We start from the raw sequence: 18,283 nt of genomic DNA on the forward strand, positions 1-18,283 counted from the left end.
AAATAAATTCAATTTATAGGAGGATTTATTATATTATGAATAAAAGCAAAGTTATTATTGTTGGCGCGTCACACGGGGGACACCAATCCATTTTAGAATTGCTATCAAGATATGGAGAAGATGTCGAGATTACTTTATTTGAAGCTGGTGATTATGTTTCTTTCATGTCATGTGGAATGGAATTATACTTAAAAGATCAAGTAACAAATGTTAGAGATGTACGAAATTTCAGACTAGAAAGCTTCCCACAACCAAATGTTCATATTTACAATAATCACGAGGTAATAGAACTCAATGCAGATAAAAAAACAGTAATAGTGAAAAGTACTGCAGAAAATAAAGAGAAAGAATACAAATATGATAAATTGATCTTAAGCTCTGGCGTCAAACCAAACTCTTTACCATTACCTGGAGCAGAGTTAGAGAACATCTTCTTGATGCGTGGCTATAATTGGGCTACAAAAATAAAAGCTAAATTAGAAAACCCAGAAGTAAAAAAAGTAGCAGTAATCGGTGCTGGTTATATCGGGATTGAAGCAGCCGAAGCATTTCATAAAGCAGGTAAAGAAGTCACACTTTTAGATATAATAGATCGCCCATTAGGTACCTATTTGGATAAAGAAATGACTGATATTATAGAAAATCACTTAAAAGAAAAAGGAATCAATGTAGTGACTAATGCAAAAATAAGTGCATTTGTTGGAGATGTAAATGTTAAAGCAATTAAAACAGAAAAAGAAGAAATACCCGTCGATCTAGTGATCCAAGCAGCAGGTGTAAAAGCAAATACCGAGTGGTTAAAAGGCTCCGTTGATTTAGACGAACGAGGATGGATTAGGACCAATGAATATCTACAAACAAACCTTCCAGATGTTTATGCAGTAGGTGATGCGACACTTACTTACTCGATTCCAGCAAGAGCGAAGATGCCTATTGCTCTAGCAACAGTTGCACGAAGAGAAGCACGTTATGTCGTGCAACATCTCTTTGAAAAAATACCAAGTAGCCCCTTCGGTGGTGTCGTAGGCTCTTCTGCTTTAAGTGTATTTGATTATCATTTTGCAGCTAGTGGATTAAATAGTTTTACGGCAGAAAAAGCAGGGGTTAATGTCCACTCTTCTTATTATGAAGATACGTTGCGTCCCAAATATGTTCCTGAACAACAAGGCAATAAAAAAGCTTCTGTCCAGCTCTTCTTTGATCCAATAACTCATCAAGTTCTTGGTGGCGCCATTTTATCCACTTATGATATCACAGCCCAAGGTAATGTCATTGCATTAGCTATCCAACAAGAACTGACTCTCGAAGATTTGGCTTCAGCTGATTTCTTCTTTCAACCGGGATTTGACCGCCAATGGAGCATGTTGAATCTTGCTGCTCAACATGCCTTGGGTGAAGAACCATTTGTTGAATAGTGAATGGATTACTTTGCTTGTATTTAAAAAGCTGCTCAATTGAGCAGCTTTTTAAATACAATTTAGTTTCTTTATTCTAGTAACTTTTATATAATCCTTATTTATTAATTACACAGTATTATTTATAAATTATCTAAATAATTTAATATTTCTGGATTATCTTTTATATTTTGATATTTCAATTCTTTTACTATAGTGTGTTCTTCTGAAAAAATAAATATTCTATCGAATATATTATTTATTTCTCTAAAATTATGACTAGTTAAAATAATAGTTTTTCCAAAAGATTTTAGTTCACAAATAACGTCAAATATTAATTTTTGATATCTCGGAGATAAGCCACTAAATGGTTCATCCAAAAGAATGACTTGAGGATTCATAGCTAAAACACTAGCAATAGCTACAAGCTTTTGTTCCCCTCCAGAAAGGTGATAAGGAACCTTATCTTTCAATTTTTGAATATTCAATAATGTTAAACAATCGAATACTCTAGTTTCAACTTCGTCATTAGATAAATCTATATTTTTTAAGCCAAATGCAACTTCATCATATACACTCATATTAAATAATTGAATAGTACTATTTTGAAAGACGAATCCAATATCTTTATACAGCTGACTAGCTTTTTTTGAGTCTCTTAAATAATTATGGTCAATTAGTTTATCATTAAAAAAATATTTCCCAGTCTTAAGTACATAAATACCCACAATTATTTTCAATAAGGTAGATTTTCCAGACCCATTTGGCCCCATTAAACAAATAAAATCACCTTTATTAATTTCTATATTTATATCCTTAACCCCGAAGCTTTCCTTATAATCATAACTACCATTACAAATTTTTATCATCTATTATTCTCCCTTAAATAGCACAAATAATAATAAAACTATCATTAATTCAAATATAGTAAAAAAATCAAACTTAGTGAGTTTTATCTTTTTTTTATAAAGTGAATTTTCGTATCCTCTAATTTTCATTACTTGATATAATTCAATCATCTTATCTTTAGATATAAAATATAATTGTCCTATTATTGCACCGAATAATTTATAATTTATATTCTGACCTAACATTTTCAATCGTATATTATATAATATATCTTCTAAATATCTACCTAGTACAAATATATATTTCAGTGCTATATCAAAAGTTATTAAAATTACATAAGGTATCCTCAACTGTCTTAATGATAAGATAAATTGTGTCCAATTCGTCGTTGAAGAATATATAGCAAAATTTAACATACCAATTAATATTCTTAAAGAAAATAACTCTATATTCGTTTTTTGAAATAAAATAGATGGAAATAAAAAAATAATAGAGAATATTAGTAATTTAAATATTTTTTTAATTATTTTTATTAAAACTAATCCAGAAAAAAAGGATAGATTAAACAATAACAATACCAATATTATCCAAATAAATAATAGATTATTTGATGAAAAAATAACGAATGAGAATATAAAAAGTTTTAGTAGCCTGATAACCGGAGTTGTTCTAGATCTGTAATATATGTTATTAAGAGTAAAAAAATATAAAATTTTACTGATAATAGACAAATTAACTAACACAAAATCTTTATTTTTACCATTATATTTTATTTTGTCTTCCTTGTTAATCCATTCAGGAAGGTAAATTCGAATTTTTCGATTTTCCATATATAGCTCCTAGAACTTTACTTCCAATAATAAATAATAAAACTGCTGTCAATGCGCTAAGTATATAACTGATAGAATCTGATACTCCTGGAATCACATAATCAGTAAAAATAGAATTATAAGATAATCCATTTTTTATTCCCATTGGTAGTGAACTCATTATGTTTTCATTAATTAACCTATTTAGTAATTCTTTACCTGACCATTCTCCAAAAGCTGTATCTTTAGAAATTAAGCCAATAGGTGATATAATTACTAGCATAAAAATAATACGGTATAGATATTTTAAATTATATCTAATATTGACTTTGTCTTTCTTATCGTAATAAATAGAATCTGGTGAGACCCTATATATAAATTTATAAATAGTATAAGTGAAAAAAGATTCTATAACACCAGCAATAAATAAATGAGCTATCATCATAGCTGGCACAGTTATCTCTATAGAATATGGATTGTACAAAGGAACTCCACTAGAGTCATGAAAAATTATAGGTTGAATTCCTAGTTCTAAAGATACAAGTAGAGCAGATAAATTAATTCCTACATACGATCCTATAATTGTACCTAGCTCTCTATGTTGTTTTTTTCTAAAAATATTATATATATAGTATCCTGAAAAAGGCATTATGCACGCTATATTAAAAATATTAGCTCCTAATGATAAAATTCCACCATCACCAAACAAAAATGCTTGTAATATTAATGACACTGAGAGCGAAATACAGGCAGCATATGGCCCTACCAAAATTGCTAATAAAGTTCCGCCAACTGCATGAGCAGTTGTCCCACCAGGTATAGGAATATTAAACATCATAATTAGGAAAGATAAAGAAGACGAAATTCCTAACATAGGAGCCATTAAACTATTATTTTTCAATTCTAGTTTTATTTTATTTACTGATGTAACTACTATTGGGGTGGATAAAGCAAACATAAATCCACATGTTTGTGGGCTTAAATAATTATCTGGTAAATGCATACTCTTCCTCCTTAATTATGAAATAAAAAAATAAATTTTTATATTTTTTATATCTAAAAATTAAATTTTCTTAAATTCAGAGAAGGAAGATTATAAATACACCTTCTATAATAATTGATTATAGTTTGCATGATTAATTGATTATCTTGTATTGAATCACCTAAAATTCTAACTACTAGACCATACTTTTCTAAAAGAGAAATTCCTAAAATAGAATTAGTTGATAAATTATTTGTAATTATTTGTAACTTTAAAATAATCTCATTATTTATTGTTTCGTCTATAATAACTACTGAATTAAAACACTTTTTTCCTTCAAAAATACCAATCTCTTCTATATTATTATTACTACTGTCAATGACCATACAGTCATTTAATATTAACTCATTATCCATACTGATTTGTGTCTTAATCATAATATTTTTGTATTGAAATAATGCCTGATTTTTAGACCAACCACTAGTTAATCCATCTGTTAATATTAACTTAGATCCTTTTTTCATATTAATATTCGTATCTTGACGATACATAGCATCTTTATAAGGTATAATTTCATCTGTATAATATTCCAGAAAAGAATCTTTTTCTAAACTAATTTCTGTTGTTTGTTTAGTCAATTTTCTATTATCACATTTGAAAATATAATTGGGAGTTTGTGTAGTCAAAATAACATGGGATTTTTGATCTAGTCTAAACTTTTGTAAATACGATTCTCCTTCCACATATCCTCCTCCAGTTGAAATAATAAAATATTGTGGAATTATATCTGTATTTCTTAACATAGACGATATACGAAAATTCCCTTTCCTATATGTCTTATCAGCAATGGTTCTATCGTATTTATATATAAAATTCATGTCAATAATTCCATCGTAGGTATCTTTCATTATTATAAATCCTCTAATAAACAGTTTTTTCTTATCCAATTAATTACTTCTATTAAACCTTCATCTGATTTTAAATTAGTAAATAAAAATGTTCCTTCTTCTCTAAATATTTTTGAATCTTCTTTCATTCTGTCTAAATTAGCTCCAACATATTGAGCTAAATCTATTTTATTAATAATAAATAAATCAGACTTTATCATTCCTTGTCCAGCTTTTCTAGGAATCTTTTCTCCCTCAGCGACATCAATAATATAAATAGAAAAATCTACTAGTTCAGGACTAAAAGTAGCTGCTAGATTATCTCCACCACTTTCTAAAAAAATAATGTCTAAATTAGAAAATCTACTTTCTAATTCTTCAATTGCTGCAATATTCATCGATGCATCTTCTCTAATTGCTGTATGTGGACACCCACCCGTTTCTACTCCAATAACATGATCTCTATCCAACACAGAATTTTTAACCATATACTCAGCATCTTCTTTTGTATAGATATCATTAGTAATTACTGCAATTTTATATTCATTGTGCATAAATCTAGTTAATCTTTCAATCAACATAGTTTTACCAGATCCTACTGGTCCACCTACACCAATTTTAATTGCTTGTTTCATTAACATCCAATCTCCTTTTAAGACATAAATAACCTAAAGCTTTGAGATTCGTGTCTAATTTGAGCTATTTCAATTCCAGGAGTATTAGCTCCTAAAGTATCTTCATCCAATTTCATTATTTGTGAAATTAAATTAGGCAACGAAACCGTTAAATTTTTTAAAATGATCTGCCCTTCTTTTTGTCCTATAGGAATAGAACGGACAGCATTCTGAACAATAGTAGCCCCTACACTATAAGAATACATAAATATCGCTTCTTCTAGACTTAATTTTTTATATAATGAAAGTAGTGCAAATACTATTGCAGGATTACCATAAGCTTCTTTTTTTAAAATGATATTTCTATATTTATCTAACATAGGAATTTTATTTTTGTACAGTACCTCTAAAATATTAATTAATTGTTTTGCTATTAATTTATTTCCATCTCTAGTTTCTTTAGCTAAAGAAGACTTTGTGATTACATCATCGTAAAATAATATTTTTTTTAAATTATGAGTGCCAGATGACTCATATACTAGTTTTATTAATAATCCCTCTCCATGTTTAAATTGTGTATTAAAAAAATTATTAAACCATATACTAAAATCATCGTTTTTTTTAATAGTTTTATTGTACAAATAATTTTCCATTCCAAATGAGTGATTGAAAGAACCTATAGGAAAAGTTGAATCACAAATTTGAAACACATCTAAGTAATTAAGAAATTCACTTTCCATTGGAAAAATCTACATATTTTAACGGTGATTTTAGTTTTATATCTTCAATGGAATATTTAATTTTTTGGCTTAATAATGTTTTCTCAACTGTTTTATCATAATTTAAAAATATTTTACTATTTTCTATTTTAACTGGCTTGTGTAGATTTCCTATTAAGTGTGCAATAGTCCCCATTTGTTCAATATTCTCAGGACTTATTACTATCATGTTATCTGGTAAAACAGATATTAGAAGCAGATTATGATTATTCAATTGGAATATTGTCCCATCTTCTAATTGTTTTGATTTATCTTTTAGTCTAATACCATATTCATTTCCATGATCAGTTTTTACTCTTAGTATTGATTTATATAAGTCATCACTTTTTACAAAAGCTGTTTCTATATGGTATTTAACGATATCTATATTACTAACATGTCCATACATACTCTCTAAAATCATATTAATTTCCTCGTTCATTCTTAATAAAGATAATAACGCTGTGCTAATGAAACATTAGACGAAGAATCACAAGTGACTGGTTCGTCATCTATTGTTACCACAAATGATTGTGGATCAACTTTAATTGTTTTTGGAACATAATTGTTTAATTTCATATCATTTTTAGTTAAATGACGAGTATTTTTTACAGGTAAAACTATTTTACTTAATCCTAATTTATCTTTAATTCCATTGTTATAAGCATACATAGATACAAAAGTAATGTTAGTTTCTCCAACAGCTTTTCCTTTAGAAGCATATAAATCTCTCATTAATCGAGGTTGAGGAGTAGGTAAGCTTGAACTAGCATCACCCATAACACCGTAAGCAATCATTCCTGATTTTAAAATCATTCTGGGTTTAGTACCGAATTTATCAGCATCCCAGATAACTAAATCTGCATATTTACCAATTTCAACTGATCCAATATATTCTGAAATTCCATTTGTAATTGCAGGATTAATTGTATATTTTGCAATATAACGCTTTATCCGATTATTATCACTTAACTCTGTATCACCTTCTAATAAACCACGTTGTTTCTTCATCTTATCTGCTAATTGCCAACAACGCATTGCAACTTCTCCTACACGTCCCATTGCCATTGCATCAGAAGTCATAATACTTAGTGCACCCATGTCATGCAAAACGTCTTCAGCAGCAATTGTTTGTTTACGAACACGCGATTCAGCAAATGCTACATCTTCTGGAACTTTAGGATCTAAATTATGACATACCATAGTCATATCAAATAATTCATCAATAACATTATCTGTATAAGGATTTGTTGGGTTAGTTGACGATGGTAAAATATTGTTATGTCCTGCAACGACCATGATATCTGGAGCATGACCACCACCTGCACCTTCTGTGTGAAACGTATGAACTGTTCGACCAGCAAATGCATTTAACGTCGTATCAACAAAACCACCTTCATTCAATGAATCTGTATGAACAGCAAATTGTACATCATATTCATCAGCTACTTTTAAAGAGTTATCAATTCCTGAATAAGTAGCTCCCCAATCTTCATGAGTTTTAATTGCTGCGGCTCCAGCTTCAATTTGTTCTGAAATAGTATCTGGTATAGCTCCAGTTCCTTTAGCCATAATACCTATATTAATAGGTTCTTGATCATATGCTTGAAGCATTTTGTGAATATGATATTGTCCAGGAGTACATGTTGCAGAATTTGATCCATCAGCTGGGCCTGTACCGCCTCCAAATAAAGTAGTAATACCGTTATCAAGAGCTGCATGAGTTAGAGAAGGAGAAAGATAGTGAACATGCAAGTCAATTCCACCTGCAGTTAATATTCTACCTTCTCCAGAAATTGCTTCAGTACTTGAACCTACAATAAAATCAATACTGTCCATTATATCGGGATTGCCGCCTTTTCCTATAGCCATAATTTTCCCATCTCTGATTCCAATGTCAGCCTTATAAATTCCCGTATAATCAATAACAACAATATTAGTAATTATGGTATCCGCAACTAAAGGGTTATTTTTGCGCAATTCAGTTGCGCTTACTCCCATACCATCACGAAGTACTTTTCCTCCACCAAATTTGCTTTCTTGTCCGTGAACCGTATAATCTTTTTCGATACATGCAAAAAGATCTGTATCTCCTAGCCTAATACTATCTCCAATGGTAGGTCCAAACATTTGTGTAAATTGTTTTCTATCCATATTAAAACTCATGATATTACCTCCAAATCTAATTTATAATACTAATTTTCAAGAAATTTATTTACTTTATTATTGAACCCAAAAATTCTGCGGTTACCTCCGAAATCAATTAAATTAACTTTACGAACTTCACCAGGTTCAAAACGTATTGCTGTACCTGCTGGTATATCTAAACGTTTTCCTTTTGCTTGTTCTCTATTAAATTGCAAACCGCTCTCATTAGCTTCATAAAAATGATAATGTGATCCTACTTGAATTGCTCTATCTCCTATATTTTTTACTTCAATTGCAATTGCTTCGTAACCTTCGTTATAGAGAACTGGTTTATCTGATAATTTATATTCTCCAGGTATCATTTCTATATTCCTCCTATTGAATTGGATCATGAATTGTTACTAATTTAGTTCCATCAGGAAAAGTAGCTTCCACTTGAATAATTGGTATCATTTCTGGAACACCTTCCATAACATCCTCACGTGTTAACAAATTTCTACCTACATCCATTAGTTCAGAAACCGTTTTTCCTTCTCTTGCACCTTCTAAGACTAAATCAGTAATTAAAGCAACACTTTCTGGATGATTTAGTTTCAAGTTTCGATCTCTTCGACGCTGTGCAATCATTGCTGCTAAACTAATCAACATTTTTTCACGTTCTCGTTCTGTCAATTGCATTTTCTTTCTCTCCTTTGATTATTATGGCCATAAACCTAAAAGCATTAACATACCAGGAATCCAAGCAGTAATAATACCTTCAATAATAGATATATATCCTACTAATTTTCCCAAATTTTTTCCAAGTATATTTTCAATAAATCCAGTAAGCCATAGAAAACCCCATAGCCACCAAATTAAACCATATAACGTATTTCCACCATATCCATATAAACATAAAAACCCTGCTGGAATAGCATTGATAGATACGAACAGACTATACCATCCATATAATCTTTGATCTAAATTAAATGTTTTATTAATGGCTGTGTATAAATAAGTAAAAGCAAAAAGTAAACCTGTGGCACTACCATAAAACCATTCATTTGTTTTTCCTGTTGATACACCGATTAATATTGATCCAATATTAAGTATCAATCCTAAACCTCCAGTAAAATAATTCATCACTACCAAAGATTGATCCTTTAATTCATATAATCGATATAATCCATTACTGATTAAAACTATACCTACATAAAGTAAAATAACACCTAATATTTTTTACACCTCCGTAGTCCTATTCCATATAAGCTTTTTCAGCTAATAGATATTCATCTAACCCTTCTTCAATTTCTTGTTTAGTTGGTTCGATATTAAAGAAGTATTTAAATATCTTCAACATAATAAAAGTTAATACAAAAGAATAAATAGCAATGAGAACAACACCACCAGTTTGGATCAATATTTGTGTTAAACTTGCAGAAACTTCGTTAATGCTTGATGCAGCAAAAAAACCAATTAGGATTGTCCCAGTAAATCCACCGATGCCATGGACTCCCCAGACATCAAGCGCATCATCCCAACCTTTACTTTCTCTATACTTAACAGCTAAGTTACAAATAACTCCTGCAAATATCCCTACAAAAATAGCTGAAATAGGTTTAATATATCCCGAACATGGGGTAACAGTTGCCAGACCAGCGACTGATCCAGTTAAAATATCTAAAAAATTTATTCTCCCTTTTTGAATATACGAAAATATCATCCAAGTAACCATCGCACTTGATAAACCTACTATTGTATTCACGAAAGCTATTGAAGCTAAGTAATTGGCTCCTAATGCACCACCAGAATTAAAACCAAACCATCCAAACCATAAGAGTCCTGTTCCTATAGCAGCTGCCATTAGATTATTTGGTTGCATCCCTTTTTTCTTTAACTTTCTATTACCTAAAACAAAAATACTTGCTAATGAGCCAAACCCCGCAGTAGTATGGATCACGGAGCCACCTGCAAAGTCAACAAACCCTATTTTTTCTAAAAAACCGTTTCCCCATACCCAATGACAAACAGGAATATAAATTAAGATAGTCCAAAAAATCAATAGTAGTAAATAACCTTTAATGTTTAAGCGTTCTGCAAATGACCCTGTCATCAATGGAACTGTTATAACACAAAACATCAATTGAAAAGCAAAAAATAAAATAAATGGAATAGAAGATCCATGTAGGATATTAGGATTCAAATCTACATTTGATAGAGCAAAATAACTTTTGAAATTTCCTATTAATCCTCCATAATCACGACCAAATGCTAAACTAAATCCACCAAATATCCAAATCATGGTTACAATTCCCATGGAAATAAAAGACTGCATCATAATTATCAATGTACTGCGCCTTCTAACTAAACCTCCATAGAAAAACGCCAACCCAGGAATCATTAAACAGACCATTGCCGTACAAAGCATCATAAATGCCGTATTACCACTTTCAATCAAAATTTCCACCTCCATTTTATGTTATTTATTATTAAATATTTTCCTCCAAAATTTTTTTATTTTTTTAATGATTTTTATTTATAGGATTCTCTTTTTTTGCAATTTAATATTCAATCTTCTAGATTAATATTTTTTGATAAATTCTAAAATAAAATAAGGTTCATTATTGTATTGACAAAAAACGTTATTATTTACTATTATTTTTAGTAATTCTTTTATTTATACTAACTATAAAACAACTTGATTTTATATATCATGATATGTTTTCTTATCGAAAATTCTTTAACATAAAAATTCTCTACACGAGTTATTTAAAAGTTAACTCGTGTAGAGAATTTTTAAGATTATTTATTTACTAATTTAATTTCCTTATCTACATTTCCTTTAATAGCTTTAGAATAAGGACAAACTAGATCAGCTTCTGTTATTAATTCCATAGCTAACTCTTCTGAAAGACCCTCAATTAAAATTTCTAAAACAACTGATATACTATAATTTTCTTTTTCATTTTCATTTAATGAAACTTTAGCTGTAACAATACTTTTATTCATTAGACCTCTTTTTGAGAGTACTAATTCTAAAGCGCCATTAAAACAAGCACTATAACTAGCAGCGAATAACTCTTCTGGATTAGTAGTCTCTTTTACATGTGACGTGGGAGAAACTACTCTATAAAAAAAACTTTTATCTACAGAATAAACTTCCCCATTTCTCCCCCCATTATTTAAAATAACTGCTTCATATATTCTAGCCATTTTGAACCCTCCAGTATTTAAGCGTATTCTTATATTTATAATAATATACTGGTATTTAATATTACTTTTTTATTTTTTATCAGAAATTATATATATTTCGCAAAAATATATAATGTTAAGGAGCAGTTATTAGATTCCATTCTACATTACCTTGATAGCTACCAACTTTAGTATTTTGAGTTTCAGGAATCACTAATTGTACATTACCAAAATCATAATCATAAACATCGTTTTTAACACTTGAGCTATCACTTGTAATAAACTGAACAGGAGCTTTGCTTGTTATTTGTAGATCTTTTGCCCCAGACACCCCATCAGTATTCGGTACAATATCTGAGTTAGGATTATAAGTTGATGTTCCAGTACTAATATTTTTATTAACTATCCCTTTATTATTAGTTTGAATATACCAGTCGTTTGTTTGATTATTATTCCAAACAATTTGAGCAGTTACATACCAATGTTTATTTGTTCTTGTTCTATCTTTAATCCCAATGTTAAAACTCTGGTTTTTTATAAAAGGTACAGATTGGGTTCCTGAATTATTGATAGGGATAGATCCAGTATTAAATGATTTTGGATAGTACGCAAATGATAAAGAGGAATTAGTATCTATAATTTGGTTGTCAGTAGATGTACTATATAAATCACTTACCCATTGTGCTATATAATTTGTATTAAATAAATCATTTATACTATTAGCATTTTCAATAGATGTTCCTTCAACATTCCAATTTGTAAAAGCATATTTGTCTCGTGTTGGAATATTATTATTCATAAATTCTGTAAATAAATTTTTAAATTGATCTTTATTTAGTTTTGGATCATTCGGCCTTATAGCTGGTGACTCTAAAAAGCTCATAGAATTTTGATTATTCTTAAAAGTACCACCATTTCCAACTAAATTAGGACCATATGGTATTCTCCATGCATAATCATAATCATAATTCAGCAATTTCTCATCATTTGTTAGCAATAATAATGGGCTTTGTTTAACAGAGTAAAACATTTTTGTTATATTAACATTACTATTTAAAGACCAATTAGTCATATTTAAATTATGAATATTATAACAACTTGTAAACATTAACTCCATATTTGTCACTTTAGATACGTTCCAATTAGAAACATCTATATCACCTAATTGAAAATCATTACCAAATAAAGCATACATATTAGTAACATTTTTAGTATCCCATTTACTAGTATCTAGAGATTTCAACTTACTACATCCAGAAAACATATTTTGTAAATTATTAGCAGAATTCATTGTAAATTGCCCTATTACAGATTCTAAGTTTGAACATTCAAAAAACATTCCTGAAAAACTCGTAACATTAGGAAAAGTATTTGAACCGAAATTAATACTTTGTAAAGATGTACATTTATAAAAACTATTTTCTAAATTATTAATAGCATTTAAATCAATTCCCGAAAAATCAACTGTCTTCAAATTAGCAAAATTTTGAAATGCGATAAACATACTATCTGATTGTACCTGAACTTTTTTATTATTCACACTAATAAAATTTAAACTAGTAAGATTACCAGAAAATTGACCAGTATTTAATGCAGTAAAAATAACTTGTTTATTATTAAATTCAGCAGGAATAGTTAAGTCTGTGTTTGTACCAATATACTTAGATATAATAATTGAATCAGCAGTCTCTGTATATTTCCAATCTTTCAAGTTGAAAGGAATAGATGCAAAGCCGGCTGATCTATTTTTAAGTACTGGTTTTTCACTTTCTAAGTTACTATTCTTGTTTTCATTTTTATTTGTATTTTTATTTGAAATATTATTTGAATCCAAAGATGAATTTGGATTCTGATCGCTTTCCTTCTTTTGATTTTCTATTTTATTTTCTGAATTTAAATTATTTTTTTCAGAAGAATTCACTTCATTTTCTTTATTCTTAGTATTATCAATACTCGATTCAGAATTGGCTAATTTTCCAGTCGAGTCTTTATTAATACTATCGTTTATACTTGAGGTTACTGTATTATCATTAGCCCATATATTTTGTGATGTTAATAATCCTGTATTGAGCAAGATAACAGTTCCTAAACATATTTTTTTGTATCTATTTTTAGACATATGGCATGTCTCCTTTTTATAATTGACTTCTCAAATTAAGTAAATAAACTATACCAAGTATCAATAAACTTGATGAAAGTATCAATGAAAAAATATTCAACACTAAATAGCTTTTATTAATATTATTTAAAAAAACAAACTTATAATCCAATAGAAATAAAAAGATACTAGATAAAAATACTATTATCCCCAAAGTAATACATATAATTGGAATCAGATACATATCACATTTCCCTCCATTTATTAGTTTTGTTGTAAAAATAAGTCACAAATATTAGAATAATTAAACCTAATAACAGTAATAAGTAATTAGCTGACTCACCTGTTTGTGGAAGCATATTATTTTTCTTCTGTTTTGATATTTCGATAGTATTCTTTGGTTTATTTGTATTTATTCCTGGTAGATTTCCTGATTGCATTGGGCGATTTAAAATAACTGTCACTGGTGTTTGTGTTGTACTACTATCTGCTTCTGCAAATACAATAGTTGAACTAAAAAAAGTAAAGGACATAAACAAAACAGTAAAAATTTTAATTATTTTATTATTCATCTTATTCATCTCCTTTTTTTCTTTTAATCACTCTGAACAATAAACTTAATACATTAACAATTGATAGTATCGCCAATAATAAACAACTAAGCTTTAACCATGAAGGAACTTGTACCTTAAAAACAGATTCTTTATTGATTGTTTTTGCTTTGCTTTCAGTGATTTCGAATTCTTTTTCTAATTTCCATGTCTTTTCCTTTGTTTTAACTTCACCTGTGAATAAATATTTTCCAGGCTCTAAGTCTTTTTTATTCCAATCAAACTGAAATGGATAGGATGAATAGGGTGCAATACTAATATTTTCTTTCTTCTGCGTACTTATAATTTTATTATTTTTTAAATATAATATCTGGCCTGATACAGTAGCTTCTGAAAAAATATAAGGATTAGGATTTAAAATATCTGCCTGGACTATTTTACGTCCATCAAAAAGTATTGGGCCTACATTTTCAAGCTCTACCGAAACATTCTTTTTTAAATTAATTTTATCTTCATTAGTTAAGACAACTCCAATAGTATAGCTGTAAGTGTTTCCTACAGATAAGTTATTATTTTGTTTTTGATCCTCTTTCTTCTCTGAAACAACAATACCTCCTACAATAACTCCATCGAAATGCTTGTCTGGCATATTAATCATTAAACTAGTTTCAATAGAACTATTTTTAGGAACAATAACTTCCTCTTCACTTGCTTTAACTACTGATGTCAATGGAAGCTTTAATAATTTATTATTCTTAATCTGACCTGTATAATCAATTATTCCATTAATATTTGTGTTGGCATCAGTAACTTTGACTTCCAAAGTTTTATCTTTACTTGAGCTATTTGTTAATTTAACTTTTAATTCATCCTTGCTTCCTGGATTCTCATGTAGATAAAAATAGCCTACAGAGGGATCAATTTGATTCTGATTTGGAATACCCTCTATTGTATATCCTCCCATTTCATTGTTATTTTCCTCTGCAAAAACACTAGAATTACTAATACAAAATAATAGAGTAATAATTAAACTAACTATTTTAAGATATTTTTTCAAATTGTATCTCTCCTTAAATCTCTTCTATAATAAAAAAGAACATTGTAAAAACACTGTTCCTTTTTATTATAGAAGAACAAAAATAATTTATTGTTCTTCTATAAAATTTAGATAATATGTTTTTATGGTGTAACTTGTAAATTCCAGTTTACATTTCCAGAATAAGTACCTGCAGATACTTTACTTGTTTCAGGGATTTTCAATGAAACACTTCCTAAATTATAATCATATACAGCATCATGAATAGTTCCTGGCGCACCAACCATAACATTTTGTGGAGAACTGTTGATAGATAGATTCCGAGTTGCAGTTACTCCTGACGTAACAGGAATAAGATCTTTTGAATTATTGAAGTCTCCTCCCGCATTAATATTTTTATTTACTGTTCCATTGTTAGTCGTTTCAATTGTAGCTCCTGTAATAGAACCACTTGTCCATGATAATTGAGCAGTTAGCGTCCATCCTTTATTATCATGTGTCATATCTTTTACACCAACATTATAAGTAGATCCTTGATGTGGATTAGTAACAGGAATGCTCTGAGTTCCCGTTGAACTCAAAGTATTTGTAGTAAAAACAAATCCAGACGGTTGATAAGCAATGCCAAACGTTCCCGATACATTATTATTATGGTTATTTGAATTTGTTCCTTGATTTACTCCATCTGGTTGGGGAGGAGTTGGATTAGTTGGATTAGCAGGAGCTTGTAACGTTGTCTGTACAGGAGTGGTTTCTTGTGTAGAAGCTCCTCCTGTTGAGGCAGCAAAAACCGCTCCTGAACTAATCAATGTAGCACCTAATACAGACGCTGTACTAACCAATGTTTTAAATTTTTTCATATTTTTCCTCATTCCTTTTAACAATTATTTTACTTATAGATAAGCACGTGATATCTATAAATCTACAAAAATTATATACACATACAACTAACTATTTTTTCTTTTTTATTGAACTTAATATAATTGTTTTCAAAAAAAAAAAAAATCAGCCTTCTATGTCAAAATATATTTTAGTAAATATATTTTTTAAATCCCTATCCAAGTAATTAAGGGAAATAGAAAAAATTAAATTGTTCTCGTTTATTCTTGTTTCATGTAATAAATGATGCTCACATATAATAATATAGTTCTCATAATAAGCAGGTAAATCTTCTAAAGAATAATACATTACATTATCTAAGATCATGTCTGTTCCAGAAATATAAGTTTCAATACTTTCTCTATATTCTATATGTGCATCTTCATTTTCTGCAATAACTACTATAAATCTATGTTGACTAAATTGTGGTAACAAAATCGATGAAACTTCTATACAAAATCTATCGATGGCAATATTTGAAAGCATATGTTTATTACTTCCATTTATTTTCTTCCAGTTATTCAATATACCAGTTATCTTATTTCTTAAAATTAAGCGGTCTCCACTTAAAAAATAATGTTTATCAACAACGAAGTTTTGTGTTTCTAATAAGTTAGATAAAATAAAAGTAAACAATGGTTTTTCAAAACGAATATTCTTTATCAAAGATACTTCAAATTCTCTTTCAAAAGACAAAATTAGTTGTGAAATATCTGGAAAAGCTTCAATTATTCTTTGTCTTTGATATTCATAGTCCATTTTTAATAATGTGTAGTTATTTACATTATAAGGAACCATTCTAAATATGATTGATAAATATATTATCTCTTGTAAAGTTATATTTTTTTTAGTTTCTTCATCGAAAAATTCATATACTAAATTACTAATTTTTTCTGTAATTACACTTTTTTTCATATAATCAAATGCTATTTTAGGTATCGATAAGATTCTTTTTTTAGATTCACTTAACATAATATAGACACTCTTTACAAAAAAGATAAATTCTCTCTTACTCAAATTATTAGAAAAACTACTTAAAAGACTATTAGTAAAGTTTTCCGCCAAAATCCAACATTTTTCATCTATATTTTCATCTAATAAATCACATCTCATCCAAACCGATAAAGTTAAAAATCTTTTCATAAATTCATTTGAACTTCCCTGCTCATCTAAATAGTTGAATTGAGAAAAAAATATTTCAACCTTTTTTTTAAGCTGAAAAGCTTTCGAAACAGATATAAATTCTTCCTCTACTATAGATAAATAATCTCTAGTTCCCATAATATATCGAGAACATACTCTAAGAAATTTCGACTCTTTATATATCTCTTTTACTAATTCATAATGTGAGTATTCTGATAAGAATTCAATTTGACAAACTGAAAGTTCAATTTTTATATTTTTAACTTTATCTCCCAAAATTGTTTCTATTCTAGAGAAATCTCTTCTAATGGTTTCTGATGTAACATTCAGATTATCTGACAACTCTTTTAAATTCATATATTCCAAATCAAAAAAATATTCTATAATTTTAACTTGTCTTAAAATATCTTTTTCAATGTAATCTTCTATCATAATATCTCTCCAACTCATCAATATACCTTCAAGATTAATAGAAGAACAAAAATATTTTTTTATTATTTTTGTTTTTGGAGATATAAAAAACATAAAAAAAGAAAGTTAAATGTACATATATTAAATACTCAGACCGTAGACAAAAAAGAGTTGGCAATTAAACCACTCCTTTTTATTAGCCTTTGTATAAATTTGAAATAAAAAGCCATAGGCTTTTTTGTTTTCCATAGCAATAGCTAGTTTTTTTTATTCATGGAAGCAGACGTAAGTATCCATATGCAAAGCGATTTTTCAAGACTTAGATATTGCATCCAATGTATACCATAATTTTCTTTTGCATCTGCAAGTATTCGTTCAATGGTTTGTTTTCTCTTTTTGTAAATTTTTTTATTCAACGCCGTATGACTATGATATGTTCAAATTCATCCATAAGATTAGCCCAATCATGAAGTAAAGATAATCATCCTATTTCAAAAGATATTTGTTTGTGTGCTATTCTATTGAAATTATCTATTAGACCAACGAATCACAA

At 28.7% G+C, this 18,283-nt stretch carries 19 protein-coding genes and 1 pseudogene; 1 reads left to right on the top strand and 19 read right to left on the bottom strand.

Annotation, left to right across the window (positions count from 1 at the left end; all coding sequences use genetic code 11):
• The first annotated feature begins 35 nt into the window (after positions 1 to 35).
• Complete coding sequence (locus tag IGK81_RS13685; RefSeq protein WP_181933546.1) at positions 36 to 1,415, top strand: FAD-dependent oxidoreductase; 1,380 nt, start codon at positions 36 to 38, stop codon at positions 1,413 to 1,415.
• A 122-nt stretch (positions 1,416 to 1,537) separates the two neighbouring features.
• On the opposite strand, the gene IGK81_RS13690 is transcribed toward IGK81_RS13685, so the two are convergent.
• The 19 genes and pseudogenes from IGK81_RS13690 to IGK81_RS13780 all read right to left on the bottom strand — a co-directional run.
• Positions 1,538 to 2,263 carry an energy-coupling factor ABC transporter ATP-binding protein gene (locus tag IGK81_RS13690; protein WP_406910928.1) on the bottom strand — a complete coding sequence of 242 codons (726 nt, stop codon included), beginning with the start codon at positions 2,261 to 2,263 and terminating at the stop codon, positions 1,538 to 1,540.
• 3 nt (positions 2,264 to 2,266) lie between these two features.
• Positions 2,267 to 3,073: an energy-coupling factor transporter transmembrane component T gene (locus IGK81_RS13695; RefSeq protein ID WP_181933548.1), complete on the bottom strand. Its 807-nt coding sequence runs from the start codon at positions 3,071 to 3,073 to the stop codon at positions 2,267 to 2,269.
• Positions 3,039 to 4,055 (bottom strand): cobalt transporter CbiM, encoded by a 1,017-nt coding sequence (cbiM, locus tag IGK81_RS13700; RefSeq protein WP_181933549.1) that lies wholly within the window; start codon positions 4,053 to 4,055, stop codon positions 3,039 to 3,041. The genes IGK81_RS13695 and cbiM overlap by 35 nt, the downstream gene beginning before the upstream one ends.
• A 53-nt stretch (positions 4,056 to 4,108) precedes the next feature.
• Positions 4,109 to 4,942, bottom strand: coding sequence for an urease accessory protein UreD (locus IGK81_RS13705; RefSeq protein WP_181933818.1), 834 nt, complete (start codon positions 4,940 to 4,942; stop codon positions 4,109 to 4,111).
• A gap of 2 nt (positions 4,943 to 4,944) precedes the next feature.
• On the bottom strand, positions 4,945 to 5,556 hold the full coding sequence (ureG, locus tag IGK81_RS13710) for an urease accessory protein UreG (protein ID WP_181933550.1): 612 nt from the start codon (positions 5,554 to 5,556) through the stop codon (positions 4,945 to 4,947).
• A 17-nt stretch (positions 5,557 to 5,573) separates the two neighbouring features.
• Positions 5,574 to 6,275 (bottom strand): urease accessory protein UreF, encoded by a 702-nt coding sequence (locus IGK81_RS13715; RefSeq protein WP_412003958.1) that lies wholly within the window; start codon positions 6,273 to 6,275, stop codon positions 5,574 to 5,576.
• A complete protein-coding gene (locus IGK81_RS13720; protein WP_181933552.1) occupies positions 6,265 to 6,717 on the bottom strand; it encodes an urease accessory protein UreE in 453 nt (150 codons plus the stop codon). Before IGK81_RS13720 ends, IGK81_RS13715 begins: the two co-directional genes overlap by 11 nt.
• A 20-nt stretch (positions 6,718 to 6,737) precedes the next feature.
• Entirely contained in the window at positions 6,738 to 8,459 is a 1,722-nt protein-coding gene (ureC, locus tag IGK81_RS13725) for an urease subunit alpha (RefSeq protein WP_181933553.1), read from the bottom strand.
• A gap of 29 nt (positions 8,460 to 8,488) precedes the next feature.
• Positions 8,489 to 8,803 (bottom strand): urease subunit beta, encoded by a 315-nt coding sequence (gene ureB, locus IGK81_RS13730; RefSeq protein ID WP_181933554.1) that lies wholly within the window; start codon positions 8,801 to 8,803, stop codon positions 8,489 to 8,491.
• A 13-nt stretch (positions 8,804 to 8,816) separates the two neighbouring features.
• Complete coding sequence (locus IGK81_RS13735; protein WP_181933555.1) at positions 8,817 to 9,119, bottom strand: urease subunit gamma; 303 nt, start codon at positions 9,117 to 9,119, stop codon at positions 8,817 to 8,819.
• A gap of 21 nt (positions 9,120 to 9,140) precedes the next feature.
• A complete protein-coding gene (locus IGK81_RS13740) occupies positions 9,141 to 9,656 on the bottom strand; it encodes an AmiS/UreI family transporter (RefSeq protein ID WP_181933819.1) in 516 nt (171 codons plus the stop codon).
• 19 nt (positions 9,657 to 9,675) lie between these two features.
• The gene (locus IGK81_RS13745) at positions 9,676 to 10,893 is read right to left on the bottom strand and encodes an ammonium transporter (protein ID WP_412003959.1); all 1,218 of its coding nucleotides are present in this window, start codon (positions 10,891 to 10,893) and stop codon (positions 9,676 to 9,678) included.
• Positions 10,894 to 11,222: 329 nt separating this feature from the next.
• The gene (locus tag IGK81_RS13750) at positions 11,223 to 11,633 is read right to left on the bottom strand and encodes an Ohr family peroxiredoxin (RefSeq protein ID WP_412003960.1); all 411 of its coding nucleotides are present in this window, start codon (positions 11,631 to 11,633) and stop codon (positions 11,223 to 11,225) included.
• A 115-nt stretch (positions 11,634 to 11,748) separates the two neighbouring features.
• Complete coding sequence (locus IGK81_RS13755) at positions 11,749 to 13,731, bottom strand: BspA family leucine-rich repeat surface protein (protein ID WP_412003961.1); 1,983 nt, start codon at positions 13,729 to 13,731, stop codon at positions 11,749 to 11,751.
• Positions 13,732 to 13,955: 224 nt separating this feature from the next.
• Positions 13,956 to 14,282, bottom strand: coding sequence for an LPXTG cell wall anchor domain-containing protein (locus tag IGK81_RS13760; RefSeq protein ID WP_412003962.1), 327 nt, complete (start codon positions 14,280 to 14,282; stop codon positions 13,956 to 13,958).
• Between the two features lies 1 nt (position 14,283).
• Positions 14,284 to 15,318 carry a DUF916 and DUF3324 domain-containing protein gene (locus tag IGK81_RS13765; protein ID WP_260645800.1) on the bottom strand — a complete coding sequence of 345 codons (1,035 nt, stop codon included), beginning with the start codon at positions 15,316 to 15,318 and terminating at the stop codon, positions 14,284 to 14,286.
• A 122-nt stretch (positions 15,319 to 15,440) separates the two neighbouring features.
• Complete coding sequence (locus IGK81_RS13770) at positions 15,441 to 16,157, bottom strand: WxL domain-containing protein (RefSeq protein ID WP_412003963.1); 717 nt, start codon at positions 16,155 to 16,157, stop codon at positions 15,441 to 15,443.
• Between the two features lie 145 nt (positions 16,158 to 16,302).
• The gene (locus tag IGK81_RS13775) at positions 16,303 to 17,751 is read right to left on the bottom strand and encodes a helix-turn-helix domain-containing protein (protein ID WP_412003964.1); all 1,449 of its coding nucleotides are present in this window, start codon (positions 17,749 to 17,751) and stop codon (positions 16,303 to 16,305) included.
• A gap of 128 nt (positions 17,752 to 17,879) precedes the next feature.
• Positions 17,880 to 18,199 (bottom strand): annotated as a pseudogene (locus tag IGK81_RS13780) (transposase); the annotation flags it as partial.
• Positions 18,200 to 18,283: the final 84 nt, after the last annotated feature.

It is taken from the genome of Enterococcus sp. DIV0703 (genome assembly GCF_051711065.1).
GTDB lineage: Bacteria > Bacillota > Bacilli > Lactobacillales > Enterococcaceae > Enterococcus_B > Enterococcus_B hirae.

Excerpts from the sequence above, each read along its gene's own strand:
- ureG (WP_181933550.1), bottom strand. The coding sequence starts at position 5,556 with ATGAAACAAGCAATTAAAATTGGTGTAGGTGGACCAGTAGGATCTGGT.
- IGK81_RS13690 (WP_406910928.1), bottom strand. The coding sequence starts at position 2,263 with ATGATAAAAATTTGTAATGGTAGTTATGATTATAAGGAAAGCTTCGGG.
- IGK81_RS13735 (WP_181933555.1), bottom strand. The coding sequence starts at position 9,119 with ATGCAATTGACAGAACGAGAACGTGAAAAAATGTTGATTAGTTTAGCA.
- IGK81_RS13715 (WP_412003958.1), bottom strand. The coding sequence starts at position 6,275 with ATGGAAAGTGAATTTCTTAATTACTTAGATGTGTTTCAAATTTGTGAT.
- IGK81_RS13745 (WP_412003959.1), bottom strand. The coding sequence starts at position 10,893 with ATGGAGGTGGAAATTTTGATTGAAAGTGGTAATACGGCATTTATGATG.
- IGK81_RS13750 (WP_412003960.1), bottom strand. The coding sequence starts at position 11,633 with ATGGCTAGAATATATGAAGCAGTTATTTTAAATAATGGGGGGAGAAAT.
- IGK81_RS13755 (WP_412003961.1), bottom strand. The coding sequence starts at position 13,731 with ATGTCTAAAAATAGATACAAAAAAATATGTTTAGGAACTGTTATCTTG.
- IGK81_RS13775 (WP_412003964.1), bottom strand. The coding sequence starts at position 17,751 with ATGATAGAAGATTACATTGAAAAAGATATTTTAAGACAAGTTAAAATT.
- IGK81_RS13760 (WP_412003962.1), bottom strand. The coding sequence starts at position 14,282 with ATGAATAATAAAATAATTAAAATTTTTACTGTTTTGTTTATGTCCTTT.
- IGK81_RS13770 (WP_412003963.1), bottom strand. The coding sequence starts at position 16,157 with ATGAAAAAATTTAAAACATTGGTTAGTACAGCGTCTGTATTAGGTGCT.
- ureC (WP_181933553.1), bottom strand. The coding sequence starts at position 8,459 with ATGAGTTTTAATATGGATAGAAAACAATTTACACAAATGTTTGGACCT.
- ureB (WP_181933554.1), bottom strand. The coding sequence starts at position 8,803 with ATGATACCTGGAGAATATAAATTATCAGATAAACCAGTTCTCTATAAC.
- IGK81_RS13695 (WP_181933548.1), bottom strand. The coding sequence starts at position 3,073 with ATGGAAAATCGAAAAATTCGAATTTACCTTCCTGAATGGATTAACAAG.
- IGK81_RS13685 (WP_181933546.1), top strand. The coding sequence starts at position 36 with ATGAATAAAAGCAAAGTTATTATTGTTGGCGCGTCACACGGGGGACAC.
- IGK81_RS13720 (WP_181933552.1), bottom strand. The coding sequence starts at position 6,717 with ATGATTTTAGAGAGTATGTATGGACATGTTAGTAATATAGATATCGTT.
- IGK81_RS13705 (WP_181933818.1), bottom strand. The coding sequence starts at position 4,942 with ATGAAAGATACCTACGATGGAATTATTGACATGAATTTTATATATAAA.
- cbiM (WP_181933549.1), bottom strand. The coding sequence starts at position 4,055 with ATGCATTTACCAGATAATTATTTAAGCCCACAAACATGTGGATTTATG.